21 protein-coding genes are annotated in these 26,877 nt (G+C 69.6%); 11 read left to right on the top strand and 10 right to left on the bottom strand.

Annotated features, from left to right (window positions below; all coding sequences use genetic code 11):
• Positions 1-109 precede the first annotated feature (109 nt).
• The 7 genes from ABT352_RS01260 to ABT352_RS01230 form a co-directional block, all read right to left on the bottom strand.
• Complete coding sequence (locus tag ABT352_RS01260; protein WP_350941580.1) at positions 110-3,445, bottom strand: tetratricopeptide repeat protein; 3,336 nt, start codon at positions 3,443-3,445, stop codon at positions 110-112.
• 523 nt (positions 3,446-3,968) lie between these two features.
• Positions 3,969-4,406: a GbsR/MarR family transcriptional regulator gene (locus tag ABT352_RS01255; protein ID WP_350941579.1), complete on the bottom strand. Its 438-nt coding sequence runs from the start codon at positions 4,404-4,406 to the stop codon at positions 3,969-3,971.
• A 13-nt stretch (positions 4,407-4,419) separates the two neighbouring features.
• Positions 4,420-5,220: an alpha/beta fold hydrolase gene (locus tag ABT352_RS01250; protein ID WP_350941577.1), complete on the bottom strand. Its 801-nt coding sequence runs from the start codon at positions 5,218-5,220 to the stop codon at positions 4,420-4,422.
• 88 nt (positions 5,221-5,308) lie between these two features.
• Positions 5,309-6,079 (bottom strand): GNAT family N-acetyltransferase, encoded by a 771-nt coding sequence (locus ABT352_RS01245; protein ID WP_350941576.1) that lies wholly within the window; start codon positions 6,077-6,079, stop codon positions 5,309-5,311.
• Positions 6,080-6,291: 212 nt separating this feature from the next.
• The gene (locus ABT352_RS01240; RefSeq protein ID WP_350941575.1) at positions 6,292-8,118 is read right to left on the bottom strand and encodes an ABC transporter ATP-binding protein; all 1,827 of its coding nucleotides are present in this window, start codon (positions 8,116-8,118) and stop codon (positions 6,292-6,294) included.
• Positions 8,118-9,953 (bottom strand): ABC transporter ATP-binding protein, encoded by a 1,836-nt coding sequence (locus tag ABT352_RS01235; RefSeq protein ID WP_350941574.1) that lies wholly within the window; start codon positions 9,951-9,953, stop codon positions 8,118-8,120. Before ABT352_RS01235 ends, ABT352_RS01240 begins: the two co-directional genes overlap by 1 nt.
• Positions 9,954-10,098: 145 nt before the next feature.
• Positions 10,099-10,569 (bottom strand): MarR family winged helix-turn-helix transcriptional regulator, encoded by a 471-nt coding sequence (locus tag ABT352_RS01230; protein WP_350941573.1) that lies wholly within the window; start codon positions 10,567-10,569, stop codon positions 10,099-10,101.
• Between the two features lie 84 nt (positions 10,570-10,653).
• Here ABT352_RS01230 and ABT352_RS01225 point away from each other — a divergent pair, with 84 nt between their 5' ends.
• From ABT352_RS01225 to ABT352_RS01215, 3 genes are all read left to right on the top strand, one after another.
• The gene (locus ABT352_RS01225) at positions 10,654-11,103 is read left to right on the top strand and encodes a MarR family winged helix-turn-helix transcriptional regulator (protein ID WP_350941572.1); all 450 of its coding nucleotides are present in this window, start codon (positions 10,654-10,656) and stop codon (positions 11,101-11,103) included.
• Between the two features lie 261 nt (positions 11,104-11,364).
• Complete coding sequence (locus ABT352_RS01220; RefSeq protein ID WP_350941570.1) at positions 11,365-11,916, top strand: SigE family RNA polymerase sigma factor; 552 nt, start codon at positions 11,365-11,367, stop codon at positions 11,914-11,916.
• Entirely contained in the window at positions 11,913-13,085 is a 1,173-nt protein-coding gene (locus tag ABT352_RS01215) for a WD40 repeat domain-containing protein (protein ID WP_350941568.1), read from the top strand. The genes ABT352_RS01220 and ABT352_RS01215 overlap by 4 nt, the downstream gene beginning before the upstream one ends.
• A gap of 179 nt (positions 13,086-13,264) precedes the next feature.
• Here the strand turns inward: ABT352_RS01215 and ABT352_RS01210 are convergent, their stop codons facing one another.
• Positions 13,265-14,659 (bottom strand): hypothetical protein, encoded by a 1,395-nt coding sequence (locus tag ABT352_RS01210; protein WP_350941567.1) that lies wholly within the window; start codon positions 14,657-14,659, stop codon positions 13,265-13,267.
• Positions 14,660-14,986: 327 nt separating this feature from the next.
• The gene (locus ABT352_RS01205) at positions 14,987-15,580 is read right to left on the bottom strand and encodes a MarR family transcriptional regulator (RefSeq protein ID WP_350941566.1); all 594 of its coding nucleotides are present in this window, start codon (positions 15,578-15,580) and stop codon (positions 14,987-14,989) included.
• Between the two features lie 199 nt (positions 15,581-15,779).
• Between ABT352_RS01205 and ABT352_RS01200 the strand changes: the two genes are divergently transcribed.
• From ABT352_RS01200 to ABT352_RS01185, 4 genes are all read left to right on the top strand, one after another.
• Complete coding sequence (locus ABT352_RS01200) at positions 15,780-17,390, top strand: ABC-F family ATP-binding cassette domain-containing protein (RefSeq protein ID WP_350941564.1); 1,611 nt, start codon at positions 15,780-15,782, stop codon at positions 17,388-17,390.
• Between the two features lie 64 nt (positions 17,391-17,454).
• Positions 17,455-18,267 (top strand): hypothetical protein, encoded by an 813-nt coding sequence (locus ABT352_RS01195; protein WP_350941562.1) that lies wholly within the window; start codon positions 17,455-17,457, stop codon positions 18,265-18,267.
• Between the two features lie 399 nt (positions 18,268-18,666).
• Positions 18,667-20,511, top strand: coding sequence for a hypothetical protein (locus ABT352_RS01190; RefSeq protein WP_350941560.1), 1,845 nt, complete (start codon positions 18,667-18,669; stop codon positions 20,509-20,511).
• 160 nt (positions 20,512-20,671) lie between these two features.
• Complete coding sequence (locus tag ABT352_RS01185; protein WP_350941558.1) at positions 20,672-21,961, top strand: C40 family peptidase; 1,290 nt, start codon at positions 20,672-20,674, stop codon at positions 21,959-21,961.
• A gap of 172 nt (positions 21,962-22,133) precedes the next feature.
• Here the strand turns inward: ABT352_RS01185 and ABT352_RS01180 are convergent, their stop codons facing one another.
• Positions 22,134-22,631, bottom strand: a complete 498-nt coding sequence (locus ABT352_RS01180; RefSeq protein WP_350941556.1) for an inorganic diphosphatase — start codon at positions 22,629-22,631, stop codon at positions 22,134-22,136.
• Between the two features lie 104 nt (positions 22,632-22,735).
• Here ABT352_RS01180 and dacB point away from each other — a divergent pair, with 104 nt between their 5' ends.
• From dacB to hpt, 4 genes are read left to right on the top strand one after another with little or no spacing between them, the layout of a single operon-like run.
• A complete protein-coding gene (gene dacB / locus ABT352_RS01175; RefSeq protein ID WP_350941554.1) occupies positions 22,736-24,121 on the top strand; it encodes a D-alanyl-D-alanine carboxypeptidase/D-alanyl-D-alanine endopeptidase in 1,386 nt (461 codons plus the stop codon).
• 51 nt (positions 24,122-24,172) lie between these two features.
• Positions 24,173-25,264, top strand: coding sequence for an Rv3626c family coenzyme F420 biosynthesis-associated protein (locus ABT352_RS01170; RefSeq protein WP_350941553.1), 1,092 nt, complete (start codon positions 24,173-24,175; stop codon positions 25,262-25,264).
• 24 nt (positions 25,265-25,288) lie between these two features.
• Positions 25,289-26,302, top strand: coding sequence for a tRNA lysidine(34) synthetase TilS (gene tilS, locus ABT352_RS01165; protein ID WP_350941552.1), 1,014 nt, complete (start codon positions 25,289-25,291; stop codon positions 26,300-26,302).
• A 12-nt stretch (positions 26,303-26,314) separates the two neighbouring features.
• Positions 26,315-26,872 (top strand): hypoxanthine phosphoribosyltransferase, encoded by a 558-nt coding sequence (gene hpt, locus ABT352_RS01160; RefSeq protein WP_350941551.1) that lies wholly within the window; start codon positions 26,315-26,317, stop codon positions 26,870-26,872.
• Positions 26,873-26,877: the final 5 nt, after the last annotated feature.

The following is a 26,877-nucleotide window of genomic DNA, read 5'->3' as shown; positions in this document are numbered from 1 at the left end:
TCACTGAGACCAACTGAGAAGCCGGGGCCGTCACTGAGACCAACTGAGAAGTGGTGTCCGGAGCACGTTTCTCAGTTGGCGCTCAATGGCGGTGTTCTCCCGCAGGGGGTCACGTCCTGCCGGGGGTGATCCCGTACCTCCGGAGCCGTTCGGCCTCGCCGACGCGGCCCAGCCGTCTCAGCAGGTCGATCGCCGCGCGCAGGGCGCCGGGCAAGCCCAGCTCGGCGGCGCGCAGGTGGGCGAGGACCGCTTTCTCCGGCCGGCCGGTCTCGCGCAGCAGGACGGCGATCCAGGTCAGCGCACCGGCGTCACCCGTCTCGACGCGGGCGTTCAGCCAGGTGAGCGCCTCCTCGGCCCGGCCCGACTCGTACATCAGGTCGACCGCGTGGTTCAGAGCGCGAGGGTCGCCGTCCTCGGCGCGGGTCCTGAGCCAGGCGATCGCCTCCTCGGAACGGTTCATCTGGTACAGCAGGGCGGTGAACCGGCCGAGGGCGTCGGTGTCGCCGTGCTCGGCGCGGAATCGCAGCCAGGTGATCGCCTCCTCGACTCGGCCCGCCTCCTGGAGCAGTTCGACCGCCTTCCACAGGGCGTCGGTGTCGCCGTTCTCGGCGCGGGCCCGCAGCCAGGTGATCGCCTCTTCGGTACGGCCACTCTCCTGGAGCAACTCGACCAGCCGCCAGACGGCGTCGGGGTTCCCCGCCTCGGCGGCGTTCCGGTACGCGGCCAGTGCCTCCTCGGTACGGCCCGTCTCCTCAAGGAGTTCGACCATTCCCCAGCCGTCGCCGGGGTGCCCGGTCTCGGTGGCGCGCCGGTACGCGGTCAGCGCCTCCTCCAGGCGGCCCTCCCGGTGCAGCAGGACGGCCATCGGCCAGTGTGAACCGTTGTTTCCCGCTTCGACGGCGCGCCGATAGGCGGCGATCGCCTCCTCGGTCCTGCCCACCTTCTCCAGCAGGCGGGAGAGCGGGTCGAGCGCGAAGCGGTCACCGGCCTGCGCGCGGGCGTTCAGCCAGGTGATCGCCTCCCCGGCCTGGTCGGACTCCCGCAGCAGGTCGACGGCCTCTTCGAGGGCGAGGCGGTCGCCGTGCTCGGCATGGGTCCGCAGCCAGGCGATCGCCTCCTCGATCCGTCCCGTCCGCCGCAGGAGGCCGATCGATCGCCGGTAGGAGTAGGTGTCGCCGTTCTCGGCGCGGGCGTTCAGCCAGGTGAGGGCCTCCTCGGTCCGGCCGTTCTCCTGGAGCAGATCGACCGTCCTGGAGATCGCGCGACGGTCGCCCGACTCCGCGCGGGCGTACAGCCAGGTGATCGCCTCCTCGATCCGTCCCGACTCCCGGAGCAGTTCGACCGCCTCCCAGAGGGCGTCGGTGTCGCCGTGCTCGGCGCGGGTCCGCAACCAGGTGATCGCCTCCTCGGTCCGTCCCATCTCCCGCAGCAGGGCGACGGCCTGCCTGAGGGCGTGGCCGTCACCGGTTCGCACGGCGCGGCGGCAGGCGACGAGCGCCTGCTGTCCGTGGCCCGTCCTGTACAGCAGGGACGCCAGCCACTCCGGGGCGTCGGCGTTCCCCAGCTTCGCGGCGTACCGGTAGGCGATGAGAGCCTCCTCGTAATATCCCGCCCTGTCGAGAAGGGCCGCCGTCCAGACGGGGAGGCCGACGTCGCCGAACCAGCCGTGGGCTCGCGGCCAGGCGATCGCCTCCCCGGTCCTTCCCTCGTCCACGAGCAGGGTGATCGCCTTCCTCGGGGCATCGGGGTCTCCCGCTTCCGCGGCGCGCAGGTAGGCGGTGATCGCCCTCTCACGGTGACCGGCCCCGTCGAGGACGGCGGCGCTCCGGCCGAGTGCCCACGCGTCGTCCTGCTCGCCGTGGAACCTCAGCCAGGTGAGCGCCTCCTCGGTGCGTCCCGTCTCTCCGAGCAGGGCGATCGCCTGTCGTGGGGCGTCGAGGTCCCCGGCCGCGGCGGCGGCACCGTACAGCAGGAGGGCGTGACGGTAGAGGCCGCGAGTCCGAGCCTGGGCCGCGAGGCGGGGCAGGTCCTCGGGGGCGGCGTGAAAGGCGAGCGCGTCCCACAGGGCTGCGGGGACGGGACGCGTACGGCGCTCGGCGCGACCGAGTTGTTCCAGGTGGTTCGCGAGCCGGTAGCGGCGGGAGGCGGACGGCTCGTCGTGGTGGGGGCCGACGCGGGTGAGGGGGCCGTGGACACCGCAGGCGTAGGCGAGGGCCCGTTCGAACCAGTCCCGGGGCAGGGCGCCGTACTCGTAGCCGGTCAGGCAGTCGAACGCGGCGGTCTTCAGGAGGGCGTGGGAGAGGGCGGGGCCCGCTCCCACCCGCCTGGCGTCCATCGCGGTCTCGATCACGGCTCTGGCCGGGGCGGGCGCGTTGCGGTAGCGCTCGACCATGCCGGGCACGCCCGTCAGGTACTGGGTGATCCGGCCGTCGCGGGCCCCGACGTACGCGCGCTCCAGACGCGGATCGCCGTGCGCCGCGCCGTGCACCGCCTCCAGGTGGGAGCCGGTGAAACGGTCGGGGACGTGGATGGCGGCGCCGGTCACCAGCGCCCGTGCCTGGGCACGGGGGTCGGCGCCGGCCGTGGTGGGGACCTCGGTGAGGGCGGCCCAGTATTCGGGCCACAGGGTGCCCAGGACCAGCACCGGGCCGCGCTCCGGGTCGTCCACCAGGGCACGCAGCCCGGCGGCGACGCGCTCGCCCAGGTCACCCGCCGGGGTGAGCAGGTAGGACTGCGACTCGTCGAGCCACACGACGGTCCGCGGCGGGAGGGAGGCCAGGGCCACGGCGATCGCCTCCGGATGGACGGGATCGGCCGGGTGCCACAGCCGCCACCCACCGGGCAGGAGCCGCACCGCCTCCAGGCAGGCCCGGGTCTTGCCGGTCGACGAGTCGCCGACCAGCATCGCCACCGCACTGCGCCCGGCCACCGCCCGTCGTACGACGGCGGCGAGGTGGTCGTCGTGGGGGCGCGGCACGTAGACGGGCAGGACGCCCATTCCCACGGCCTCCGCGCCCGCGTCGATCGCCCGGTGCACCCCCAGCGAGAACGGGTCGGCCGACGATCTTCGGTGACCCGGCGACCCGGCCGCCGAGGTCAGGCGGGCGCTCCTCCACAGCTCGCGGCCCCGATCGGCGGCGACGGCGGGGTCCCGCCCGGCCAGACGGGCCAGCACGGTGATGACGGCCGTCAGGCCGGCCTGGTCGGAGGGGATCTCCGCCGAGGCCAGTATCCGGCGGACGGTGTCGCGTTCGGGAGCACCCGGTCCGGGGAGTTCGTGGGAGATCTCCCCGGCGATGTCGTCGAGTGCGGGTGCCCCCGCTTCCATGTACAGCTCGTACAGCAGGTCTCTGAGATCACGCAGCGGTCCGGGAGGGACCTGTGAGCGGGTGATCGGGAGCGGTCGTCGTCGTCGTACCCGGCCGTTGTTTCCATCGCCGTTCATCATCTTTCACCGCCACTCATCGCAACTTCATCGCTCGTCATACAGGTTGATAAAGGCGGCAGTCATCACTAATAAGGTGACAAATATACTTCTGTCGTAAGAAGTAGCTCGATTTCGTGATGTATGAATCCGCAGCGTGAGCGCGCGTCGGCGGGGCCGTCGATCGGGAAAGGCTCCTTTCTGCTGTCCGAGCCGATAAAGAGTATTTGGTCGTTATTAATGCAAGATCAGGGGATATTTACGGTTTTGGTGTGCTGCTCCCGGTCTTTCCCCCGGTGAGCGCGGACGTCCGTCACCGGATTCCTCCCCCGGTGAGGGCAGACGTCCGTGACCGGATCCGTCCCCGATGAGGGCGGGCGTCCGCCGCCGGATCGGTCTCCGGCGAAAGGGACGTTCGTCGCCGGGTTGATCCTCGACGAGGGGGACGTCCGTCGGCGAGTCCGAATCCAGATGTTCTTCGGTGACCCCCGGTTCAGGCCAGGGCGAACGTTCCGCGGTGAGCCGAGCACCCGATCCAGCGGTGCTACCGGCGGTATCTGTCCAGCAGTTCGCTTCCGACGTCGACATAGCCGGAGAACAGCCCGATCACGTCCCTGAGCCGATCCTGCGCGGGACCGGGGCTCACCAGGGCCTCGCCATCGCGCAGTGCGGCGATCAGGGTCCTGGCCCGCGAATGGCTCGCCTCCAGCAGCGACTCGATCCCTCCCGTGGCCTCGACCAGGAGCCTGCGGCTGCCGGGCTGCGGGATCACCTTCGCGAGCCCCCAGGAGTCCAGCTGCCGTACCGCGGTGCTCACCGCTCCCTTGCTCAGTTCGAGCTCGGCGGCGATCGCGTCGAGGGAGATCGCCTCCTCGGTCACCAGCAGCAGTCCGTAGACGCGGCCGGTCGCGTGCGGGAGGTTCCACGAGGCCAGCAGGTCACCCACCGAGGTGATGAACGCGCGACGCCTGGTCGCGCTCACCGCCGTGCCCGCCTCATGCCGAGATCCTACGCAAGAACGCCTCGATCGCCACGTTCACCGCACGAGGGTCGTCCTGGTTGGCGATATGGCCCGCGCCGGGGATGACGACCTCCTCGACGCCCTCGGCCCTGGCCCACCTGGGCATCGCCGAGGCGATGTTGCCGGTGCGGTCCCGTTCGCCGCGGATCAGGCACAGAGGTACGGGCGTGCGATAGCCGGGATCCGGGTCGAGGAGTTCGACGGTCGCCCGCCACACCTGGACGAACTCCTGCTTCGACAGCTGGGAGAACGCCCGCCGCGCGTCCGCCCGCGCCTCCTCCGTCACCGCCGAGGCGTCGGCCATCATGCCGGGAAGGCGTTTGGCGGAGATCATCGAGAGACTCGGCGCGGCCGCCTTCAGCAGCAGACGCTCATTCCAAGACAGCGGCGCGGTGTTCCACGTCGAACCGATGACGACCAGCGCTCGGGCGAGGCCCGGACGCCGCCGGACGACGGCCTGGCCGAGGTTGCCGCCGAGGGACTGTCCCACGAGCACGGGGCGGTCGAGCGCGAGGTGCTCGACGAGCGCGCACAGATCCGCGATCGCCCGCTCGGCGGTGAACGGAGCCCCGGCCGGGCGAGAGCGGCCGTGGCCGCGCATGTCCCAGGTGATCACCCGGTATCCCCGGGCACGCAGGTATTCGCGCTGGGCGTCGAACATCGCATGATCGGCCCCCGCGCCGTGCGAGAACACCAGCGGCACACCGTCACCACCGCTGTCGGCATAGCGGAGAGCGCAACCGTGCAGTGAGAGCACCGAGGTTAGATTCACCATTTGCTAAATATAGTGAACATTCCTGGCGGGCGCGCACCGGCCCCTCGCACCCGCGAAGGTCACGGTGATGCCGGAGCGCCCGTGAAGGTCACGGTGATGCCGGAGCACTCGCCGACGGCTCCAACTGGACCTGGGTCTCGGAGTCGGTGAAGCCCACCGAGCGGTACACGCGGATCGCGACGTAGGCCGGATCGGCCACCATGACGAGCGTGTGCGCGTTCAGATGTTCCAGGGCGTGTCGGCCCGCCGTGTACACGAGGGTGCCGGAAAGGCCGCGGTTCCGATGGGCGGGGTGGGTGTCGACGGCCTGGTAACGCGCGAGGCCCGAACCGTCGGTGAACAGGCCGAGCCCGGAGACCATACGGTCGTCCACGAAGGCCCCGAACCACGCGCCGCATCCGCGTTCCTGCAGCCGGCGCATCGCCGCCAGGTTGCGCCGCGCGAACACCCGGTATCCCTCGACGTCGGTGCCCGGATTGGTGGCCTCCTGCAGCGCCAGCGCGGCGGCCCAGTCCTCGTCGCCGTCCAGGACGCGGAAGTGAGCCTCACGGTTCGGTCGCGGCGGCGGGTGCACCGCACCGGCCGTCATCACGGTGCTTCGCTCGGCGTCGAGGTTCGCCGCGGCGAGTTCCTCCGGCTCGCCCGCGTCGCCGGTGACGCCGTCGACGCCGATGGCGACGTGGCCGGTGTCGGGAAACTCGCGGCGGAAGGTCTCCACCCACGAGAACACCGTTCCAGGGGCCGGCGGGGCGTCCAGCAGGATGAAGTTTCCCCAGTGATAGGTCGGATTGGCGGGCGTCCGGACGACCAGGTACCCCTCGCGCCGGTCGACGGTGCCGCCCTGCAGCCTGAGCAACATCAGATCGCTCCGAAACCCCAACGACCGCACCGTCATGAGCAGAACATACTGGCACCCTCCCGACCTCACCAGGCTTCCGTCCGCCGCGAGGTCAGAGGTCTCCGGTCGCCTTCCCGCGCCTCTCGGCGGACCGGCTGCGCGCCCAGCGTGAGCCGCTCCAGCGAGACGTGATCGAGACCGCTCGAATCGGGGCCCGATTCGAGCGGCGCCGATCACGCGGAACCGGTGACGGAGACGAAGCCGGAACCCGGCCGGTAGTCGGGAGACTGGTGTCTGAAGTAGGTGTTGTAGACCTGGCAGTAGTGACCGCCGCGGGCGAGCAGCGTGGTGTGGTCGCCCTCCTCGACGATCCGGCCGTGATCCAGCACGATGATGCGGTCGACGTGCTCGATCGTGGAGAGCCGGTGGGCGATGACGATGGAGGTGCGCTCGGCCAGCACCCGGTCCAGGCCCTCCTGGATCTGGGCCTCGGTCAGTGGGTCGACGCTGGCGGTGGCCTCGTCCAGGACCACGATCGCCGGATCCTGGATGAGCAGGCGGGCCAGCGCGACGAGCTGGCGCTGGCCCATGGACAGGGCGCGGCCGTGCTCGCCCACATCGGTCCGCAGGCCGTCCGGCAGGGCGTCGATCCAGTCGCCCCCGCCGACCGCCGTGGCGGCGGCGAGCACCTCCTCGTCGCTCGCCTCCGGCCTCGGATAGCGGATGTTGTCGGCGACGGTGCCGCTGAACAGGAACGGAACCTGCGGCACCGCGCCGATCTGCCGCCGGTACTCGGCCAGGTCGAGCGTGCGGACGTCGCGATCGTCGATCGTCAACAGGCCGCCCTGGAACTCGTAGAACCGGGTGATGAGCTTGCTGAGCGTCGATTTGCCCGCCCCGGTGTGGCCGACCAGCGCGACGCTCTCGCCCGCCTCGATCGTGAGGTTGAAGTCCCGAAGGACGGTGCTCTCCGCTTCGTAGCCGAACCTGACGTCCCGGAACTCGATGCGGCCCGCGAGCCTGCCGACCGGCTGGGGGTCGATCTGCACCACCCGGGGTGGCGCGTCGATCAGGGCGAACACCCGCTCCGAGGCGGACAGGCCCTGCTGGAACTGCGACCAGAACGCGGCGATGGAGGTGAGCGGGAACCAGAAGAGCGCGACGCCCTGGAGGAAGAGGAACCAGTCGCCGCCGGACAGAGCGCCGCCGAGCACGGCGGTGCCGCCCAGCTGGACGAGCGCGACCGTGGCGAGCCCGGCGACGAAGAAGAGGACGGGGAAGATGCCGGAGAAGACGAAACCCTGTTTGAGGGTGACCTGGTAGCTCTGCCGGTTGATGGGGCGGAACTCGTCGTAGACCCGCTGCTCCTGGCGGAAGTTCTTGGCGACGGTGATCCCGCCCATGGTCTCCTGCAGGGTGGCGTTCACCCGGCTCAGCGAGCGTTGCGCCTGGCGGGTGCTGCTGCGGGCGACCCGCCGGAACAGCAGGGCGATGCCCATCACGATCGGCGCCACGAGAAGGGTCAGCAGGGCGAGCTCGACGCTGCGCAGGAAGAGCATGACCGTGACGAAGCCGACCATCAGCACCTGGCTGATCAGGTCCATCGTCAGAGTGGAGACGGTGGCGAAGTCGTCGGTGTCGGAGGTGACCCGACTGACGATCTTGCCTGACGGGGTCTCGTCGTAGAACGACAGGTCACGCTTGAGCACGGCGTCGAACGCGTCCTCGCGCAGACGCAGGACGACGTCGCCGGTGACCTTCGCGCTGTGCCACTGGCGGACGAAGTTGAACAGCCAGCCGAGCACGCCGGCGATCAGCAGGCCTGCGGTGAGCTGTGGGCCCACGTCGGCGATCGTGCCGTTCTCGATCCCGTCCACGCCCCAGCTGACCAGCAACGGCATCGCCGCCTGGCTCAGCGAGAACAGCACGATCATGACCGCGACCAGGATCATCGATCCGAGCTTCGGCCGGAAGTAGGACAGGATCCGGCGAAGGAGCTCACGATCGCTGTAGCTGCGGTCGTAGTCCTCGGCGTCGAGGCCGTCCATGAGGAAGCCCATCAGCCCTGCCCTCCCTGCTCGCCCGCGAGGACCACGGCCGGATCGATGGTGTCGCCGGTCACGTCGGCCTCGTCGTAGTGGGAGAAGATCCGCCGGTAGAGACGGCTCCTGGAGAGCAGCTCGTCGTGCGTGCCGTAGTCGACCAGCTCGCCTCGGCGGAGCAGCAGGACCTTGTCCGCCCACCGGATCTGGGAGAGCCTGTGGGTGATCAGCAGGGTGGTGCGCCCGTCGAGAAGGCGGCCGATGGCCCGCTGGATCCGGTCTTCCGTGGCGGAGTCGATCGCACTGGTCGAGTCGTCGAGCACGAGGATCGCCGGATCCGTCAGCAGCGCCCGCGCGATGGCGAGGCGCTGGCGCTGGCCGCCGGAGAGGGTGATGCCGCGCTCACCGATGACGGTGTCGTAGCCGTCGTCGAGCTCGCCGATGAACTCGGCGGCCTGAGCCTCCTCGGCCGCCCGGACGACGGCGTCCCGCTCCACTCGCTGGCCCAGCCCGAAGGCGATGTTCTCGGCGACCGACCGGGAGAAGAGCACGATGTCCTGCTCGATGGTGGAGATCTGGGAGCGCAGCGAGTCGAGGTCCCACTCGCGTACGTCCACGCCGTCGACCAGGATCCGGCCCGCGGTGACGTCGTAGATCCGAGGGACCAGCTTGGTCAGGGTGCTCTTGCCGGAGCCGGTCTCGCCGACGATCGCCACGGTCTCGCCCGGCTTCACGGTGAACGTCACGTCGCGCAGCACGGGATCGTCGTCCCCGTAGCCGAACGTCACGTTCTCGAAGACGATCGATCCGCTGATCGGCGCGGTGTGGCCGTCGTCGGGCTGCCGGAGCTCGGTCTCGGTGTTCATGATGCTCAGGATCCGGCGGGAGGACACGATGCCGATCTGGACCAGCGAGAAGGTGAAGATCGACATGTTGGTCGGGAAGCCCAGCATGGCCACCAGGCCCATGAAGGCGACCAGGTCGCCGATCGTGATGGCACCCGCCGTGTGCAGGAGGAGACCGTGCCAGAGTGAGCCGGCCATCGCGAAGGCGAAGAGCAGGGTCGGCAGGTAGCGGGCCTGGACCAGGCCGTTGTGGACGAAGGAGTCGCGGTAACGCCGCGCGCGTGTCTGGAACCGCCGCCGCTCCTGGCCCTCCTGCGCGGTCACCTTGATGACCTCGATGCCTCTGACCGCCTCGTTCAGCCCGGCGTTGAGATCGCCGAACTGCTCTCGCATGCGGGTGGCCACGGGGTTGAGCCGTCTCATGTAGTGCCGGAGCGCGAAGACGAAGGCGACCGCGAAGACGCCGGGCACCAGCAGCAGGCGAGGATCGATCGCGGCGATGAAGACCAGGGGCACGAGGCCGCTGAGACCGGAGTCGACGATCAGGTCGACGCCAGGACTGATCATGGTGGAGAGCTGCCGGATGTCGTTGGCCGCCCGCGCCATCAGGTCGCCGACCCGCTGCCTGTTGTGGAAGGTCTGGCTCTTGCCGAGCAGGCTGACGTAGAGCTCGTCCCTCGCGTCCCGCTCCAGTCGCTTGGCGAGGACCTCGCTGGCCAGGCGCGCGACGACGTCGAAGAGGCCGCGGGCGAGCACGATCGCCAGCAGCCCCAGCGAGATCATGCCCAGCGCCCGCGCCCCGCCGCCGTCCTCGCTCAGGACGGCGTCGAAGGCCTCGCCGGTGAATCCGGGGACCATGGCGTTGAGCACGACCATGATCAGTGACGCGCCGAGGAATCCGACGAGTTGGAGCGGGTGGCGGCGAACATGGGACCAGAGCCAGCGCACCGGCCCCCGCCTGTCATGCGGGCGGCCGGAGACGGAGAACTCCGAACTACTGGTGGTCACAGCTCGCCCCCGAGCACGTTGAGGATGAAAGTCGAACTTGCTTTCTATCACCGGGCGCCGACACTTTCCCACGCATTTTCTCGCCCCCGCATGTCGCGGGTGGCGGCCCGCCGACCGGGTCCCGGCCGGGTCCTCTGGGGCCAGGTCAGGCGGGGCCTGAAGGTGGGTCGCGGGTCTCGCCGGTTTCGCCGGGCTTGGTCAGGTTGGCCGACATCCGCGTCAGGACGTCGATCGTGGCCAGATACTCCTCGGCGCTGATTCCCTCGGTGAGGCGGGCGCGGTCGATGTCCACCCGCCGTCGCAACTCCTCGTGCGCCCGGATTCCGGCGGTGGTGAGGGAGAGCCGTTCCGCTCCTTCCAGCCAGCCCCGCTCGCGCAGATCGTCCACGAACGGGCGCAGGGAGGGGAGCCGGTCGTCGAGGAAGGGGGCGAGGGTGGTGTCGAGGCCGGCGAGGGTGGGGGAGTCGACGGCGACGACGTTCAGCACCTGCCAGTGGCGGCGGGTCAGCCCCTGGTCGGCGAGGAGGTCGTCGAGAGAACTCTCGACGAGGCCGTGGAGGTGCTTGATCCAGTAGCCGATGGGACGCCTCTGGCCGGTGATCCCGGAGGTGTTCACGGTGCCGCCTCTCCCTGCTTCTCGATCTTTCGTCGATACATGTTCTTTGGCAATAACATGTATTAATACATGTACCATCGAGGGATGGAAGACCCTCAGGTGGCCGCCGTCGAACGGGCGATGGTGGCGATCCGGCGCAGCCAGACCCGCCGAGCCCTCCAGCGCCTCGCGGGTGACGTCGAGCTCGACCCCGCGCTCTTCGGGGTGATCGACGCCGTGGAGGAGGAAACGGAGGCCGCGACGGTGACCTCCGTCGCGGGCCGGATGGGCGTCGACCAGCCCCGTGCCAGCCGCCTGGTGGCCAGGGCCGTCGAGGCGGGGCTGGTTCGCAGGGTGGCCGACCCGGCCGACGGCCGCCGCAGCACGTTGGAACTCACCGAACTGGGTGTCGGGCACGCCGAGCGGGTCCATCGCTTCCGCCGCGAGATCTTCGACGCGGCGATGCGTGACTGGTCCGAGCGGGAAAGGAAGGAGTTCGCCCGCCTGCTCACGGCCTTCGTCGCGGAACTGGGCCGACGCCACAGGGAAGGCTGACCGCGCTGACCGCGCTGACCGCGCGGGAAGGGGCCGAGTGTCTTCTCGAATGTCGGTTGCGGATCCGCGGTGTGCCGGTTTTTCTTCCCGTCGAATGTCGGTGATCGACTCGCGAACTGTCGGTTTTTGTTCTCGTCACATGTCGGTTGGACCCCCACGCCATGCTGCGGGGAGAGGCGCACATCCACCTCACTTCACTGAGAAGGGGACCGATCCGCCGTCCCGAGGCAACCTGATCGACGGGATACGCATGGAGCAGGCATGCAGTCTGAGATCAGGAGTGTCGTGGAGAAACCGCCGCCGGAGGCTCACGCGGCGACCGCTCCGGGCGACGCCGTCGTCACCGATTTGTTCATGACCCACCGTCTCGGCCTCGTCCGCTTCGCCTTTCTGCTGGTGGGGGACCGGGAGACGGCCGAGGATGTCGTGCAGGACGCCTTCGCGGCGATTCACCGCCGGTGGAGCCGGTTGACCGACCACGACCAGATGCTCCCCTATCTGCGGACGGCGGTGCTCAACGGTTGCCGCATGGTCCACCGGCGCCGAGTGATCACTCGGCGTTTTGGTGGCGACCGGAAAGTGCCGTTCTGGTCCGCGGAGGCCGAGGTGTTGCTCGGGGAGACCCGGCGAGAGGTCTTCCTCGCCGTTCGAGCACTGCCGCGCCGTCAGCGTGAGGCGGTGGTGCTGCGCTACTACCTCGACCTGTCGGAGGGGGAGATCGCCGAGGTGATGGGGGTCAGCCGCGGAACGGTGAAGTCGTCCACGTCCCGAGCCCTCAGGACGCTCGCCGCGAAACTGGAGGAGGACCGATGACCCCGCAGACCGAAGACCGGCTCCGTGACGCCTTCGCCGCCGGTGCCGAACTGGTGGGCGCCGAGACTCTGCGACCCGCCGACCAGGTGGTACGGCCGAGGGCTGCCCGTCGCCTTCGTGGCTCCCTCCGTATGGCTCCGCTGCTGGCCGCACTGGCGGTCGTGGTGGTGAGCGTCGCCGTCGGGGCCGGGTTGCGCGGTTCGGGGGCGGTACAACCCGTGACGGAAGGTCCGCCCGGCCCCGGCTTCCTCCTGGTCGCGGGGAACGACGGGTTGACGGTCCGCGACGCCCACAGCGGCAAGGTCACCGACCGGGTTGTGATGCCCCGATCCCCGGAAGGGAGCACCCGGGGTGTGCGCGGCGGATATCTGCTCGCCGGAACCGGAGAGGGCAGAACGTTCTACGTCGCCCAGAGTGTGCTGTCCCGTCAGACGGCGGTGGGCACCACGTGGTTCCACCGGATACGGATCGACGAGCGGGGAAAGGTCACGGAGTTGGCACGCGACGTGATCTCCCCGGTGACCGGTACGGCCGCGTCCTCTCTCGCTGTCACCGACGACGGCACCCGACTGGCCTACAGCGTCGACGGTGAGGTGTGCGGCAAGGACGCGACGCTGCGCTTCTGCCCCGGAGCACGGCTCACGGTCGTCGACCTGCCCACCGGGAAGGCGCGTACCTGGACGACGGACGCCACCGGCGACCTTTGGAGCCTGTCGTGGGCGGCCGACCGCCGCACGCTGGGCTTCGTGACCATGTCGCAGGCCCGGGTCCTTGACACGGCCGCCGCCGGTGACACGCTCAAAGCCGGCCGGACGGTGGTTCAGGGGGTGGACGCCCCGGATGCCGCGACGATCAGCCCGGACGGTCACAGGATGCTGGTCGGCCGCAGGCACCTGTCCGACGGCCGGGGACCGCACCGCTACACGATCGAGGAGTACTCCGTCGTGGACGGCCGGAAGATCCGCACGCTGTTCGGCGCGGAACACGCCGGCAGGAGCATTCCCCGGTGGAAGCTGTTCCAGTACGACGCCACCGGACGCCACCTGCTCTTCACGGGAAACTTCTACCCGCTGAGCAGGCTGGACGAGAACGGACAGGTGACCGTCCTCGTTCGTCAGGAGCCCCTGGACTCCCTCGGGGCCCCGCAGGAGACGTCGGCGGCCTGGTAGCGACGGTCCGTCCCAACCCATGATCGCGAACCGCGCGGACCCACCTGGAGAGGGCGGCTGAGAACCGGGTGACGGAGAAATTTCGTTGGTCGCGGCAAGGGGCGCCCCAGCGCCTCCCGGCGGGCTCCGGTGTACCGGGTCACCGCCGGGAGGCGCTGGGTCGATTCGTCAGCCGGAGGTCACTGCCAGCTGTCCAGGCGGCAGCCGTCGGTGGTCTTGCCGTTGTTGCAGTGGTTGAGCTGGAGGGCGTCGAGTTGGTAGGCGAAGGTCTGGCCGGCGGGGCTGACCACCGAGATCTGGACGCTGGCCGCTCCGGTCGGGGCGGTCGCCCTGTGCCGGTATTCCGTCCAGGTGGTGGTCAGCGCGGTGCTCGGACCGTCACTGCTGGAGATCAGGGTGTTGGACGAGTTGTACCACGACAGGCGCAGTTTCACGTTGCCGGAGGTGGCGGTGGTCATCTTGGCGAAGAACTTGTAGGTCTGGCCGGCGGTCACCGCGGGTTTGCGGGTGACCGATACGACGCCGTCGGCGTGCGACTGCACGTTCATGGTGAGCGACCGGCGGCCGTCGTAGTGCTTGGCCGAGATCTGTGACGTCGGGCCGGGCGGGGTCACCTGGATCCAGCCGCCGCCCGAGACGCTGAACCCGGTCGGGGTGGCGTACGGCGCGTCGGCCTCGACGGTGCGTTCCTGCGCGGTCAGCAGGTCGTTGCTGTAGCCGATGTCGCAGCAGGTGGGGGTGGTGAAGTAGGGCCAGGCCGCGACGTTCACCTTGCGGGTGTCACCGGCCTCGTTGCCGGTGTAGAAGGTCGCCGTGGTCTCGCTCGGGTCGTAGTAGTTGTTGAAGTCATGGTCCAGCTGCCAGTCGTAGACCTGGCTGGACATGATGTCGGGATAGCTGAGGTAGTCGATGGTCTCGGTGACCTTGGGATGGTCCACGTAGAAACTGTCCGCGCCGATGTGGATCAGTTCGTGCAGCATGGTGGCGCTGGACCAGTCGTCGGTGGTCGCCGCGCACGTCGTCGTGCACCAGCCGTTCGCGGTCCCGTTGAAGTCCTCGAACACCACGTACTTGCGGTTGGCGTTGTCGTATCCCGCCGCGCCGAGATCATCGGTGACCTTGTCCACCGAGGTCTCGCCGCCGATCACGCCGGCCTCGATCTTCTCCGGTATCACCAGCGCGCGGGCGTAACCGGAGTAGGTGCTGGTGTCGTAGCCGGTGCGGCAGCTCAGCTTCAGGTGCTGGTCGTAGTCGGTGGACTCGTCCAGCTCCAGGTCCATCCGGTCGACCAGCTTGGCGATCTGCTCGACGTGGGTCTCGTAGTTGTTCCCTCCGCCGTCGTGCCAGGCGTAGATCACCTGGATGGCCGGGGTGCTTCCGCTCGCGTCCTTGGGGTCGGACAGTGTTGTGGTGCAGCCACGTTTGGGCACGTTGGCGTCCACCGGCAGTGTGTACGGACCGGTGGGTTCGTTGATGTACGGCGGCGCGAATGCGGCCACCGGACTCGCCATTGTCAGAACGACGAGTCCCCCCGCGGCGATCGCCGACATGATGCGACGCAGTTTCAGCGACAAAGGTGCTCCTCCCGTTGAGAACCCATGATCGGGAGAGTAATCAGCGCCACTGGCGAAACAAATACCTCATTGCAAACATTTTCAGACTTATGAATAAACGTACAGTCTTGCCCTGGTATGGGATTGTCCGTAACCAAAAGTGCAATACCGATAACGGTTTCGGTTGATCATCTTTTTCTGACAAAAATCCCGACAAAGCACCTTAAATGGATTTAATTACTCATGTCAAGAAAAAGGATGATTTGTGAATTTTGTACCATATGACGGAGTCGACGGACCGGCAACCGGCCGGCATCGCGTCGACCCGGTCGCGTCCTTGCATCCATCTCACGATGTTCTCCGGTTCTGAATCAGGGGGTGGAGGGGCTTGCTCCGCAGGGACGTCACGAACGGGTCGCCCTGGTCGGCGTTCCACGACGCCGGGGAGATCCGGCTGATGTTCACCTCGCGGCCGAGGAGATGTTCCGCCGCTCGTGCCGCGTCGTACAGTTCGTCCTCGTCCGGGGAGCCCACCACGAGGACGTCGATGTCACGCGGGGGCGGCCCGGCCTGGTTCGCGTGCCGGGTGGCCCAGGAGCCGTAGATGTACGCCTCGTCGATGTTCTGGATCGGCCGTAGGAGGGGTGGCAGGACGGCTGCCGGGCCGAAGGTCACCGCCAGCAGGTCGGTGAGCGGCCTGGCGACGATCGTGTCGGTGTCGGCGCGGATGAGGCGGAGGTTGCCGTGCCGTCTCTCCTTAGTCAGTCCGGCGGCGGTGAAGCGGTCCATCTCACGGCTTACGGTCGGCTGGGATACGCCTGTCCGTTTGGCGAGATCGGTCGTCGAGTACTCCTTCTCCGGGTGGAGGTACAGCCAGGCGAGCAGTTCGCCGACGGCGTTGGACCGGAACACGGGGAGCAGCAACGGCGGGATGTCCCTCATAGATGAATAGTACTATGCATCTATAGCATACTTGCTACTCTGGGTAGCCGTTTGATTTCAAATCACTCCTGTTTTTGGAAGTGGAGGACTGCCTCGTAGTGGCACCGATCGCGATGCCGTGTCGTACCAGCGGAATCCAGATGCCCATAGGCGAAACCGGCGGGTACCCTGCGCGAGGGCCTTTTGAAAGGAAATCGTCGTGGGGCACGTTGAGGTCGGGCATCTGACGTACGTTCTGCCGGATGGGCGGCCGTTGCTGGACGACGTGTCCTTCCGGGTCGGCGAGGGGGTCAAGGCGGCGCTCGTCGGACCCAACGGGGCGGGCAAGACGACGCTGATGCGGCTGATCGCGGGCGACCTGCAGCCGGTCGACGGGAGCGTCGCCAGCTCCGGTGGCCTGGGCATCATGCGGCAGTTCATCGGCAGCATCCGCGACGGCAGGTCCGTGCACGACCTGCTGGTCAGCGTCGCCCCGCAGCGGGTGCGGCAGGCGGCCGAGCAGCTTGAGGCCGCCGAGCTCGTGATGATGGAGCGCGAGGACGAGAAGGCGCAGATGCGCTACGCGCAGGCCATCACCGACTACACCGACGCGGGCGGCTACGACATCGAGGTGCTCTGGGACACCTGCACGATGGCCGCCCTCGGCATGCCGTACGACGACTGCAAGTATCGCGAGGTCAACACGCTGTCGGGCGGTGAGCAGAAGCGGCTGGTGCTGGAGGCGCTGCTGCGAGGACCCGACCAGACGCTGCTGCTCGACGAGCCGGACAACTACCTGGACGTGCCGGGCAAGCTCTGGTTGGAGCGGGCGCTGCGTGAGACGGCCAAGACGGTGTTGCTGGTCAGCCACGACAGGGAGCTCCTGGCCAACGCGGCCGACCGGATCATCACCGTCGAGTCCGGCAACATCTGGGTGCACGGCGGAGGGTTTCGCACGTACGCCCAGGCGCGCAGGGAGCGCAACGAGCGCCTCGACGAGCTGAAGAAGCGCTGGGACGAGGAGCACGCCAAGATCAAGCGCCTGGTCCTCATGTTGAAGCAGAAGGCCAAGTACATGGACACCATGGCCGCCGCGTACCACTCGGCCCAGACCAGGCTGCGCAGGTTCGAGGAGGCCGGGCCGCCGGAGGCGGCGCCCAAGGAGCAGTTCATCAGCATGCGGCTCAAGGGCGGCCGGACCGCGAAGCGGGCGGTGATCTGCGAGAAGCTGGAGCTCACCGGCCTGATGAAGCCGTTCGACCTGGAGATCTGGTACGGCGAGCGGGTCGCGGTGCTGGGTTCCAACGGCTCGGGCAAGTCACACTTCCTGCGTCTGATCGCCGGGGAGGAGGTCAGGCACACCGGTGTGGCCAGGCTCGGCGCACGGGTCGTCCCCGGCCATTTCGCCCAGACGCACGCACGCCCCGAGCTCATCGGCCGGACGCCCTGCGAGATCGTCATGACCGAGCACGCCCGGCTCAAGAACGAGGCGATGAAGGTGCTGTCCCGTTACGAGCTGGCCGGGACCATCGCCGAGCAGCGCTTCGAGACGCTCTCCGGCGGCCAGCAGGCGAGGCTGCAGATCCTGCTGCTCGAACTGTCGGGCACCACCCTGCTGCTGCTGGACGAGCCGACCGACAACCTCGATCTGGCCAGTGCCGAGGCTCTTCAGGAAGGGCTGGACGCCTTCGACGGGACCGTGGTCGCCGTCACCCACGACCGCTGGTTCGCCGATGACTTCGACCGGTACCTGGTCTTCGGCGCCGACGGAAAGGTCTACGAATCATCCGAACCGGTATGGGACGAGGCCAGAGTGGTCCGGCAGAGGTAAAGACTCCGGCCGTTTCCGGCGTGTCCAGGTGGGCCGGGGACCGCGGGCCGGTTATCACGGCTAGGTGACGCACAGCACCCGAATCGTCGGCGCCCTCGCCCTCCTCCTCATCGGATGCGCCGGATGCACCGAAGACGAGCAGACGAAGCAGGCCGCCGCGCTCCAACCGCTCGCGGTCAGGGAGCAGGCCTCCTCCATCGTCAAGGGTGACGATGGGTATGTGGTGAATTGGGCAGGAGTGCTGGCCAACACCAACCCGTGGCACTTCGGCGAGCACGTCGTGGCCACCGTGGTGGCCAAGAACTCCCAGGGCAAGGAGGTCGTCCGGCTCGAACAGCCGCTGGACGCCGTGCCCCCCGCGGGGACGCTCCCCTTCACCGGCCAGGCGGTGACCCAGGACAAACCGTCCACCGTGAGCATCACGTACCGTCCGGCGCACTGGCACCAGGCGGGCCGGATCGTCTCGGCGTTCCAGCCCTTCCCGATCCGCGAGGTGCTGACCGACCGCACCGCCGACGGCGACTACCTCGTCACCGGCTACGTCGGCACCCCGTACGTGATACCGGCCCGCAGCCTGGCCGTCACCGCGCTCCTGCGCGACAAGCGGGGCAAGCTGCTCGGCGGCGGGAGCACGTTCGTGGACAACGTCCAGGCGGGGCAGAAGCGCCGGTTCATCATGCAGATCAAGAGTGTCCAGAACACCCGCGACATCGCCTCCGCCGAGGTGAGCGCACGCACCTGGGGGTCGAGCAGCCGTCCCTTCGAGCAGCTCGCCCTCGGCGGTTCCCTGCCGCTGAACACGGTCAAGCCGAAGATGCCCCCGTTCGCCAAGGACCGGGGCAGGCAGGCGCCCCTCGCGGGTGCCGGCCACCCGTGAGTGATCGCCGAACGCCCTGACGGCCCGTGGTCGCTCGTCCGTGATCAGCCGGGTGTTCGGCCGGGTGTTCGGCACCGTCCGCCCGTGGTCGCGGGAGGTCCGGCACCGTCCGCCCGTGGTCGCGGGAGATTCGTCATCGTCCGCCCGTGATCGCCGGACGTTCCGGCCGTCCGCCCGTGGTCGTCCGTCCTTGGCCGCGGGGCCGGACGCCCGCGGTCGGGAGACCTTCCACAGTGCTCCGATATGCACGCTCAATTCGGGCTATATGGCCATTCTCTGGTATTTATAATTGTCATTCACGTCAGATTCTTACTTGATTCGATGACATTTCAAAGACAATCGAAGTTGCCGTCCGCGAAGTGCTGCACTCGCGGTTACTCAGCGCTTACCTTCGATTACATGACTGACGGTGCCCTGGTCGCAGCGCTGTGCGCGAGGAGTCCCGGAGCCCTCGCCGATCTCTACGACTCATACGCGGAAAGCATCTACCGATACTGCCGTTCGATGCTCGCCACCTCCGGCGCCGCCGAGTCGGCGCTCCTCGACACCCTCATCGCCGCCGAGGCCCATGTTCACGCGCTCACCGACGCCCGTCGGCTGGAGGCGTGGCTGTACGCACTCGCTCGGGGGGAGTGCGTACGGCGTGATCCCGGCGAGGGGAACGGCCCGCAGGACCCCGCTCCGGCGGTCGCCGCCGGAGGCGACGCGGACCTGCGGGTGATGGCCTGGAACGCCACGCGGAGCCTGTCACCCGACGACCGGGAGATCCTCGACCTGAGCTGCCGCCACGGCTTCGGCCCCATCGACCTCGCCGCGGTGCTGGGCGTCACCCCCAAGGTCGCGGGCGCGCTGTACGAGTCGGCGAGGGAGCGCCTGCGCGACGTCGTCACCACGGAGGTCCTCGTCCGAAAGGGGCCCTACGACTGCGCGAGCCGGGCCCGCATGCTGACCGGCCTCGGCGGCGAGCTCACACCGGAGGCGCGTGAGCGGGTCATCCGCCACGTGAACCGCTGCGACACCTGCGCCCCGCACCGGGTCAGGCAGGTCTCCGCGGCGAAGGTCTACGACCTGCTCCCCCTCGTCGCGTTGCCGCCCACGCTGCGCGCGTGGGTGATGAGTCATTTCACCGACCCCGAGCGGGTCCCCTACCGGCGCGACGTCGCCGATCGAGCCGGTCCTCTCGACGGTGCCGGGTTCCCCGTCGGCAGGGTTCGCGGGAGCCGTCGCAGGCCCTACGCGCTCGCCGGCGCGGCGGCCGCGGTCGCCGCGGTGACGGCGCTGGCCCTGGTTTTGGTCCAGGCGGGGATCGGGTCGCAGGGCACGGGTTCCGATGCCGCCTCGGACGCGTTCCCGGCGGTGGTGGAGCCTTCGGACTCCTGGAGAGCAGGAGAATCCGGGCGGGAGGGCGCGCCCGTGACGTCGGAACCCGTCGGGGAGGGGGCGGCCGTCGAGCGGATCGGTTCGCTCGGGGTGACGGAGCCGGTCAGTGCCACCGGACCCGACCTGCGGAGCGACCGGCGGCCGGGAGTGCCGGGCCCGGTCGGCCACCGGGGGGAGAGCCGGTCTCGGCAGCCGGGTGACGAACCTCCGGGCGAAGGGCCACCCGGTCCGGTCGGTGACGGGTCGTCCGGCGAAGGGCCTGCCGACGAAGGGGCATCCGATGACGGGGCGCCGGGTGATGGAGCGGCCGACCGTCCGGCCGCTCCCGCGGAGAACCCGGCCATGCCCTCTCCGCCCCCGTCGCCGGTGCCGCCGGGTGCCCCCGGGATCGGCGCGCCGGACAGGCACCACCCATCCCGTGATCACCACGGACACTCCTCCCGCCGCTGCCGGACTCCTCATCGGCCGGCGACCCCGGCGCCCCCGTGGACGGCACCAGGCTCTCCTCGGGCGAATCCAAGGCCACCGGGCGACGTGACAGGCCCGAGGGGAGAGCACCGGCCTCCGCGCATGGCCCCGACACCTCGGCGGACCGACTTGAGGCCCCCGCGAGCCGACGCGAGACCTCCGCGAGCCGAGCCCGGACCTTCGCGAGCCACGTTCACCCACCCGCGACGTTCGCGTGCCAACCCCGACCACCTGACGTCCGGCCGAGGGGAGGCCCCTGACGATTTCCGGCCCGCGTCCACCGGTCCTGGACGGACCGGGGAGGGGGCGGGTCCGGAACGGATCTCGACCAGCGCGGATCGCGGGCAGACCCCCGTCGGCGAGGATAGTGTGGCGGGCGATGGCTACGGTGAGTAAGTGGCATGTGTGTTCAGAGTGACGAACGGGAATGCTGAGGTAGGCCGCCTGGCACGCGGTGACGCGTCGTGTCGCGTCGCGCCGCGTCGCGCGGACAAGACCGCGACACGTGGCCGGACCGCGAAGAGGCGGTGACAAGGGGGACTCCGGGGGGAGACGCATGCATTCAGTCAGACGGCGCCGTCATGCCGCCGCGGTGGCGGGCCTCGCCTGTTGCCTGATCGCCGGGCCGGGGCTCCCCGCCGGCGCTGTTCCCGGCCGGCCGGGACCGGCCGACGACGCCGTACGGGGCGGCGTACCGGCTCCGTCGGCGGGTGAGGTCGCCGAAGCGCGGGCCGTCGCCCGCGAGCGCGGTGAGAGGCTCGGCGCGACCACGGTCCAGGTCGCCGAGGCGCAGGCCAGGCTGGAGGAGCTGGTCGCCGAGGCGGAGCGCCTCGTCGAGTCGTACAACGGGGAGCTGGTCAAGACGGCTCGCGCCAAGGAGCTCGCGGAGCAGGCGGCGGAGCGGGCGAGGACGGCGGGCCTGGAGGTCGGGGAGGCCCGTGAGGCGGTGGCCGCGATCACCGCTCAGAGCTACGGCGGCCTGGACATCACCCAGCCCATGATGGCGATGATGACCGACAGCGGCGGCCCCATGGACGACGGCTATCTGCGCCGGGCCAGCATCCTGGTCCACATGGGCGGAGGGCAGGCGGAGACGCTCAAGCAGCTGCGGGACGCCCAGGAGGTCTTCGCGATCCTGAAGGCGCAGGCGGACGACGCCTACACCGAGCGACAGGAGGCGCAGGCGAGGGCGGAGGAGGCGAAGCTCGCCGCCGAGGAGGCCGTCGCCGAGCAGGTCGAGGAGACCCGGCGGATCAAGGAGGAGCAGGCTCGGCTGGAGAAGCTGGCCGACGAGGCGCGCGACGCCGCCGACCTGCTCGCCAGGAGGCGCGAGGCGGCCCTGGAGCAGGCCAGGATCGCGAGGGAGAGCGCCGAGCGCGCTCGACAACAGGCCGCCGCGGTGCGCCGGGAGGCGGCGCGGATGGCGGTGGCCTCCGGAGAGACCGCTTCGCGCTGGGCGCTCAATGTGACGGCCGGTTCCGCCAGGGGTGACATCGCCGCCGACTGGGCGCTCACCCAGCTCGACAAGCCGTACGTGTGGGCGGCGGCCGGGCCGTCCGCCTACGACTGCTCGGGGCTGACCATGCGGGCCTGGGAGCGGGTGGGGGTCGCCCTGGACCACTGGACCGGCACCCAGTGGACCGCGGGCCCGCACGTGCGGCTCAGTGAGCTCCAGCGGGGTGATCTGCTCTTCTACGGGCAGATCACCGGCGATCCCGGAGACATCCACCATGTGGGGATCTACGTCGGCCGAGGGTTGATGGTGCACGCCCCGCAGACGGGGGACGTGGTGAGGGTCGCGCCGATGTGGCGTAGCGATCTTGTCGGCGCGACCCGTCCCACGTGACGACCGGCCAGAGGACGACCGGTTGAGCGGTGACCGGTCGGAGGGCGACCGGTCGGGGAGTGACCGTTCGGGGGGCGAACCGTCGGGGAGTGTGAGTCGGTCGGAGGATGATCGGTCAGGGGGCGAACGGTTGGGGAGCGGGCTGAGGACCGGGTAATTATCCGGTCAAGGATCAGTGTTTTCCGTGGGTGTCGTCCTTGGCGCGCTTGATGGAGCGGACGATCTCCTCTTCCGCCTCCACCCTGCCGACCCAGTTGGCGCCCTCGACCGACTTGCCGGGCTCCAGGTCCTTGTAGACCTCGAAGAAGTGCTGGATCTCCAGGCGGTCGAACTCGGGAACGTGGTGGATGTCGCGAATGTGTTCCATCCGGGGGTCGGTGGCGGGGACGCACAGGACCTTGTCGTCGCCGCCCTTCTCGTCGGTCATCCGGAACATGCCGACCGCCCGGCACTTGATCAGGCAGCCGGGAAAGGTCGGCTCCTGGAGCAGCACCAGGGCGTCGAGAGGATCACCGTCCTCGCCGAGGGTGTCTTCGATGAAGCCGTAGTCGGCGGGATACTGCGTGGAGGTGAAGAGCATGCGGTCGAGCCTGATGCGGCCTGACTCGTGGTCCACCTCGTACTTGTTCCGTTGCCCCTTGGGAATCTCAACGAGAACGTCGAACTCCACCGCGTTTCCTCCACTCAACCCCCCGGGCACCCCCGGTTGGGCGTTAATGTCTCGTAGGCGTTTTATGCCTTTTGGATACGGATGATGAGAGGACGGCGACGGTAATGCGGCGTGAGCGGTGGGTGGCGTTGGTCACTCTCGTCCTGCTGCAGGTTTTCGTCGTCGCGGCCGGGGCGCACCTGCTCGCCAGCGGTGTGCTGGTCGCGGGTGAGCCTGAGACGGTCGTCGTGTCGGCCGAGCCGCCTCCCGTCCCGATCATCACCGCGGGTCCGGTGCTGGCTGCGGGGGGGAGCGGCCCTCTCCCCGCCAAGGGTACTTTGGCGGGGCGGCTGACCGAGGCGCTGGGTGACCCCGCACTGGGACGAAGTGTCGGCGCCGCGGTTCTCGACGCGGAGACGGGCGCCCTGCTCTTCGACAGCGGGGCCGCCACGGGCATCACCCCCGCCTCCACCACCAAGGTCGTCACCGCGGTCGCGTCGATGGCCTCACTGGGACCGGACGCCAGGCTGAGCACCCGCGTGGTGCGGGGGGCCTCGCCGGGCTCGATCATCCTCGTCGGGGGCGGCGACCCCACCCTGGCCAGTCCCAGAACGGCGGCGAGCCCGGTCTATCCCCGGCCCGCCTCGCTCACCGTCCTCGCCGCACGCACCGCCAGGGCGCTCAAGGAGGCCGGGGTGTCCAAGGTGACGGTCGCCTACGACGACTTCCTCTACACGGGGCCGCGCACCGCCGCCACGTGGAAGCCCGGCTACGTGCCCGAGGGGAGCGTCGCCCCCGTCACGGCGCTCATGGTCGACGAGGGCAGGGCCGCGCGGGGAAGTGACCGGCGGGTCTCCGACCCCTCCCGTACGGCGCACGGCGCGTTCGTGTCGCTGCTGTCGAAGTACGGGATCACGGTCTCCAAGTCCGCCAGGCGGTCCAAGGCCCCGGCGGGCGCGCAGGAGATCGCGAGGGTCGACTCCGCGCCGGTCTACGCCCTGGTCGAGCGGGCACTCACGCTCAGCGACAACGACCTGTCGGAGGCGCTGGCCAGGCATGTGGCGATCAAGGAGGGGGAGCCGGCCTCGTTCGACGGCGGCGCCGCGGCCGTCGGCAAGGTGCTGACCAGGCTCGGCGCGGCGAAGGGGGTGCTGGTGTTCGACGGCAGCGGGCTGTCGCCGAAGAACCGCATCGCCCCGGAGGCGCTCGCCCGGCTGGTGGCGGCGGCGGCCTCCCCGGCCAATCCCGGCCTGCACCCGATCATCAGCGGTATGCCGGTCGCCGGCTTCAGCGGCACCCTCGGGCACCGGTTCGACAAGCTCCACTCCGCCTACGGGCTGATCCGCGCCAAGACGGGCACCCTCGACGGGGTCAACACGCTGGCGGGCATGACCACCACGCGGAGCGGACGCATGGTGACCTTCGCCTTCATGGCGGACAAGGTCCCGCCCGGCTGGGGCAAGGCGGAGGCAGCCCTCGACAGGCTCGCCGCCGCGGTCGCCGCCGGTTGATCACGGGTTCCGGGTGCGCGACTCGGGGGGAGAGCACGTACGGTGGACGGTATGCAGGTGATCGACTGGGATCTTGCCGTAGCGACCGGAACGCGCCTGGTGCGCCCCGGGCCGCAAGTGAGCCGAGAGGAGGCCCGGCAGGCCGTCGCCGACTTACGGCGGCTCTCGCGCGAGGCCGAGGGGCATGTCCGCGAGTTCACCCGAATCGACACCGAGACCGCGCCGCAGACCGCGACCGTCGTCGACAGGCCGGGTTGGATCAAGGCCAACATCGACGGGTTCCGGGTGGTGCTGGAGCCGCTCACCGAGCGGATGGCGGCGAGGGGGAGCCAGGCGCCGGCGATCGTGGGCGCCGTGGGTTCACGCATCACCGGGGTCGAGGTGGGCGCGGTGCTGGCCTTCCTCGCCTCCCGCGTCCTGGGGCAGTACGAGCTGTTCCTGCCGCCCGACCCGACGGGCCAGGCGCCCACGGGGCGCCTCACGCTGGTCGCGCCCAACATCGTCCACGCCGAGCAGGAACTCAACGTCAACCCGCGTGACTTCCGCCTCTGGGTCTGCCTGCACGAGGAGACCCACCGGGTGCAGTTCACCGGCGTCCCCTGGCTGCGTGAGTACGTCAGGTCGCAGACGACCGACTTCCTGCTCGCCTCCGACATCGACCTGCCCGCGCTGCTCGAGCGGCTGCGTTCGGCCGCCGGCACGTTCACGGACGTCGTCAGGGGCGGTGAGGGCAACCTGATCGACGCGATCCAGACGCCCGAGCAGAAGGTGATCCTCGACCGGCTCACCGCGGTGATGACCCTGGTCGAGGGGCACGGCGACTACGTGATGGACGCGGTCGGCCCCTCGGTGGTGCCCTCGGTCGCCGACATCCGCGCCAAGTTCCACCACCGTCGCGAGGGCGGGTCCCGTCTCGACCGCACGGTCCGAAGGCTGCTCGGCCTCGACCTCAAGATGAAGCAGTACGCCGAGGGCTCCGCCTTCGTCCGCACGGTCGCGGGACAGGTGGGCATCGACGGCTTCAACAAGGTCTGGACCTCGCCGGAGACGCTCCCTACCCAGGACGAGATCTCCAATCCCGCGCGCTGGATCGCCAGGGTGAACGGCACTCCGGCCATTCCCGCCGGGGGTGCGGTCGGCTGACCGGCAGGGCGGACAATGGCGGGCATGGGTCCGCATCCCGCCGTCGCCGACGTCCGACGCGCCGTACGGCTCGCACTGGACGATCTGGAGCCCGGTGCTCTCGTACTGGCCGCGTGCAGCGGCGGCGCCGACTCCCTCGCCCTGGCCGCCGCGCTGGGCTTCGTCGCCCCCCGCGCGGGGCTCCGTGCCGGTCTGCTCAGCGTCGACCACGGCCTGCAGGAGGGCTCGGGCGAGCGTGCGGGCGACGTCGTGCGGCTCGCGCCAGGGCTGGGACTCGATCTCGCCGAGGCGCTGCCCGTCTCCGTCGGCACCTCGGGCGGACCCGAGGCGGCGGCGAGGCAGGCGAGGTACGCGGCCCTGTCCGAGGCCGCGGAACGCCTCGGGGCGGCGGCCGTGCTGCTCGGGCACACCAGGGACGACCAGGCGGAGACCGTACTGCTCGGGCTGGCCAGGGGGAGCGGCACCCGGTCGCTGGCCGGGATGCCCGCGCGGACCGGGATCTATCGGCGTCCGCTGCTGGAACTCGGCCGCGCGACCACCGTCGCGGCCTGCGCGGCGCTCGGCCTGTCCCCGTGGGGAGACCCGCACAACCTCGACCCGCGCTACACCCGGGTCCGGGTCCGGGAGCGGTTGCTGCCCGCCCTGGAGGACGAGCTCGGCCCCGGTGTCGCCGAGGCGCTCGCCAGGACCGCGTCCCTGTGCCGCGACGACGCCGACGCGCTCGACGCCTGGGCCGGGGAGTCCTACGCCCGCGTCGCCGTGAAAGATTGCGCTCTTAGCGATATCGCGACGGTGACGGTGGCCGTACGGGACCTGGAGGATCTTCCCGTCGCGGTGCGGCGGAGGGTGTTGCGCAGGGCGGCGATCGACGCGGGAGCGCCACCGGGCACGCTCGCCGCCTCGCACGTCCTCCAGGTCGACCGTCTGATCACCGCGTGGCGGGGGCAGCGGTGCGTGGAGGTGCCCGGGGGGGTGAGGGTGGTTCGCCGGTATGACACCCTGATACTCGCCAGACAGCCAGCCAGCCCCGTTTCGTAAGGAAAATTCCAGGTGGACGCAGCTGACATGGGCCGGGACCTCTCGAAGGTCCTCATTCCCGAGGATGAGCTCCAGGCCAAGATCAAGGAGCTCGCGAGCCGGATAGACGAGGACTACGCGGGGCAGGACCTGCTGATCGTGGGCGTGCTCAAGGGCGCGGTCATGGTGATGGCGGACCTGGCCAGGGCCTTGCGCCTGCCCGTGCAGATGGACTGGATGGCCGTCTCGTCCTACGGGGCGGGCACCAGGTCGTCGGGTGTCGTGCGGGTGCTCAAGGACCTCGACACCGACATCGCGGGACGCCACGTGCTGGTCGTCGAGGACATCATCGACTCCGGTCTCACCCTGTCGTGGCTGGTCCACAACCTGAAGTCGCGCAACCCCGCCTCGGTGGAGATCTGCGCCGCGCTGCGCAAACCCGACGCGATCAAGGTGCCGATCGACGTGAAGTACATCGGTTTCGACATTCCCAACGAGTTCGTGATCGGTTACGGCCTCGACTACGCCGAGCGCTATCGCAACCTTCCCTTCATCGGAACTCTCGCCCCTCACGTATACGGAGCGGGCTGAAAAGT

The organism is Streptosporangium sp. NPDC000563, assembly GCF_040299985.1.
GTDB lineage: Bacteria > Actinomycetota > Actinomycetes > Streptosporangiales > Streptosporangiaceae > Streptosporangium.
Note: the sequence above shows the minus strand (reverse complement) of the source record. Positions and strands in the feature narration are given on the sequence as shown.

Bases quoted from the DNA above. Each gene is read 5' to 3' on its own strand.
- ABT352_RS01190 (WP_350941560.1), top strand. From the start codon at position 18,667: ATGACTGACGGTGCCCTGGTCGCAGCGCTGTGCGCGAGGAGTCCCGGA.
- ABT352_RS01185 (WP_350941558.1), top strand. From the start codon at position 20,672: ATGCATTCAGTCAGACGGCGCCGTCATGCCGCCGCGGTGGCGGGCCTC.
- ABT352_RS01250 (WP_350941577.1), bottom strand. From the start codon at position 5,220: ATGGTGAATCTAACCTCGGTGCTCTCACTGCACGGTTGCGCTCTCCGC.
- ABT352_RS01170 (WP_350941553.1), top strand. From the start codon at position 24,173: ATGCAGGTGATCGACTGGGATCTTGCCGTAGCGACCGGAACGCGCCTG.
- ABT352_RS01205 (WP_350941566.1), bottom strand. From the start codon at position 15,580: ATGAGGGACATCCCGCCGTTGCTGCTCCCCGTGTTCCGGTCCAACGCC.
- ABT352_RS01220 (WP_350941570.1), top strand. From the start codon at position 11,365: ATGCAGTCTGAGATCAGGAGTGTCGTGGAGAAACCGCCGCCGGAGGCT.
- ABT352_RS01245 (WP_350941576.1), bottom strand. From the start codon at position 6,079: ATGTTGCTCAGGCTGCAGGGCGGCACCGTCGACCGGCGCGAGGGGTAC.
- ABT352_RS01225 (WP_350941572.1), top strand. From the start codon at position 10,654: ATGGAAGACCCTCAGGTGGCCGCCGTCGAACGGGCGATGGTGGCGATC.
- ABT352_RS01215 (WP_350941568.1), top strand. From the start codon at position 11,913: ATGACCCCGCAGACCGAAGACCGGCTCCGTGACGCCTTCGCCGCCGGT.
- ABT352_RS01260 (WP_350941580.1), bottom strand. From the start codon at position 3,445: ATGAACGGCGATGGAAACAACGGCCGGGTACGACGACGACGACCGCTC.
- tilS (WP_350941552.1), top strand. From the start codon at position 25,289: ATGGGTCCGCATCCCGCCGTCGCCGACGTCCGACGCGCCGTACGGCTC.
- ABT352_RS01240 (WP_350941575.1), bottom strand. From the start codon at position 8,118: ATGGGCTTCCTCATGGACGGCCTCGACGCCGAGGACTACGACCGCAGC.
- dacB (WP_350941554.1), top strand. From the start codon at position 22,736: ATGCGGCGTGAGCGGTGGGTGGCGTTGGTCACTCTCGTCCTGCTGCAG.